Annotated in this window: 13 tRNA genes; all 13 read left to right on the forward strand. The window is 46.6% G+C overall.

Going from position 1 to position 1,804, the window contains the following annotated elements:
* Positions 1-106: 106 nt before the first annotated feature.
* Positions 107-183: transfer RNA gene (locus AC1EJ5_RS09860), tRNA-Asp, on the forward strand.
* 26 nt (positions 184-209) lie between these two features.
* Positions 210-285: transfer RNA gene (locus tag AC1EJ5_RS09865), tRNA-Thr, on the forward strand.
* A gap of 12 nt (positions 286-297) precedes the next feature.
* Positions 298-383 (forward strand) — tRNA-Tyr (locus AC1EJ5_RS09870).
* Positions 384-386: 3 nt separating this feature from the next.
* A tRNA-Gly gene (locus AC1EJ5_RS09875) sits at positions 387-460 on the forward strand.
* A 34-nt stretch (positions 461-494) separates the two neighbouring features.
* Positions 495-571, forward strand: a tRNA-Arg gene (locus AC1EJ5_RS09880).
* Positions 572-647: 76 nt separating this feature from the next.
* A tRNA-Gln gene (locus AC1EJ5_RS09885) sits at positions 648-723 on the forward strand.
* 4 nt (positions 724-727) lie between these two features.
* Positions 728-803 (forward strand) — tRNA-Lys (locus AC1EJ5_RS09890).
* Positions 804-936: 133 nt separating this feature from the next.
* Positions 937-1,026: transfer RNA gene (locus tag AC1EJ5_RS09895), tRNA-Ser, on the forward strand.
* A gap of 15 nt (positions 1,027-1,041) precedes the next feature.
* Positions 1,042-1,135: transfer RNA gene (locus AC1EJ5_RS09900), tRNA-Ser, on the forward strand.
* A gap of 5 nt (positions 1,136-1,140) precedes the next feature.
* A tRNA-Phe gene (locus AC1EJ5_RS09905) sits at positions 1,141-1,216 on the forward strand.
* A 35-nt stretch (positions 1,217-1,251) separates the two neighbouring features.
* Positions 1,252-1,327 (forward strand) — tRNA-Trp (locus tag AC1EJ5_RS09910).
* Between the two features lie 26 nt (positions 1,328-1,353).
* Positions 1,354-1,430, forward strand: a tRNA-Ile gene (locus AC1EJ5_RS09915).
* Between the two features lie 64 nt (positions 1,431-1,494).
* Positions 1,495-1,571, forward strand: a tRNA-Ile gene (locus AC1EJ5_RS09920).
* Positions 1,572-1,804: the final 233 nt, after the last annotated feature.

Here is a 1,804-nt window from a genome sequence, read left to right on the forward strand (position 1 = left end):
AGTATAGCTCAGTTGGGAGAGCATCTGCCTTACAAGCAGGGGGTCACAGGTTCGAGCCCTGTTACTTCCACCAATATCATCATGGGTTGTTTTAATCCATGTATCTGGCCTGGTAGTTCAGCTGGTTAGAATGCCGCCCTGTCACGGCGGAGGTCGTGGGTTCGATTCCCATCCAGGTCGCCATTTGGATTGCAATAGTGATCCAATGTGCTGATGTAGCTCAATTGGCAGAGCAATTGATTTGTAATCAATAGGTTGTAGGTTCAAGTCCTATCATCAGCTCCAAAAATTATATATGGGGATGTTCCAGAGTTGGCCAAATGGGACGGACTGTAAATCCGTTAGCTTAGCTTTCAGTGGTTCGAATCCGCTCATCCCCACCATATGCGGGTGTAGCTCAGTGGTAGAGCCCCAGCCTTCCAAGCTGGTTGCGAGGGTTCGATTCCCTTCACCCGCTCCATCAAAACTTAATATGCTGTTAGAGTATCTGATATGCGCCTTTAGCTCAGCTGGATAGAGCATCGGACTTCTAATCCGTGTGTCCCAGGTTCGAATCCTGGAAGGCGCGCCAAGAAATAAAAGGCACTCGCAAAAAAAAACTTGCAAAGTTGTCAAAGTTGTGTTATAATATAAAAGTACGTGACTGTTGGGATATAGCCAAGTCGGTAAGGCACCAGACTTTGACTCTGGTATGCGTAGGTTCGAGTCCTGCTATCCCAGCCATTATGATCCATTAGCTCAGCCGGTAGAGCACCTGACTTTTAATCAGGGCGTCCGGAGTTCGAATCTCCGATGGGTCACCAAAATTATTTAGATGGACCTAAGTTTCTTAGGTCTTATCTAAAAAGTTTATATCGTTGAGTATTCAACGATTTTAATTTTATTATCCATAAGGATAACGGCAAAGCCATTTGAATACTTTAATTACATAAATAGGGAGAGGTACCGAAGCGGTCATAACGGGGCGGTCTTGAAAACCGTTAGAGTCTTTGGCTCACAAGGGTTCGAATCCCTTCCTCTCCGCCAAATACCTATATAAATGGAGAAGTACTCAAGTGGCTGAAGAGGCTCCCCTGCTAAGGGAGTAGATCCCAATTTACGGGATGCGAGGGTTCAAATCCCTCCTTCTCCGCCAAATATGCCCAGATAGCTCAGTCGGTAGAGCAGGGGACTGAAAATCCCCGTGTCGGTGGTTCGATTCCGCCTCTGGGCACCAAATTTAAAAGCTTTTTAATTAACGGTGATGGATATAGGGGAGTAGTTCAGCTGGCAGAACGTCGGTCTCCAAAACCGGATGTCGCGGGTTCAAATCCTGTCTCCCCTGCCATTTTAAATTTGATATTTTATTTTTATGGACCTGTAGCTCAGGTGGTTAGAGCGCACGCCTGATAAGCGTGAGGTCGGTAGTTCGAGTCTACTCAGGTCCACCATATCTCACTTTACAAGCCTTTAAGGCTTAATTTATTTTTAAAAATAAATACATACCAGTTATATGGGGCTTTAGCTCAGTCGGTTAGAGCGCCCGGCTCATAACCGGTAGGTCCAGGGTTCGAGTCCCTGAAGCCCCACCAAGCATTTCCCTGAGAAGTGCTTATTTTTTTGGGAAAATATGGGGGCGGACCTACCGGTTATTATAACCGAGCGAAAACTCGTCTGCTAACGCAGACTCTTTCGGGCTACCGCCCTATGTTTTCGCCATAAAGGCCCCAAATCAAGGGGCCTTTATGAGGTCCAGGGTTCGAGTCCCTGAAGCCCCACCAAGCATTTCCCTGAGAAGTGCTTATTTTTTTGGGAAAATATGGGG

Source organism: Anaerococcus sp. C0059F3 (assembly GCF_056590475.1).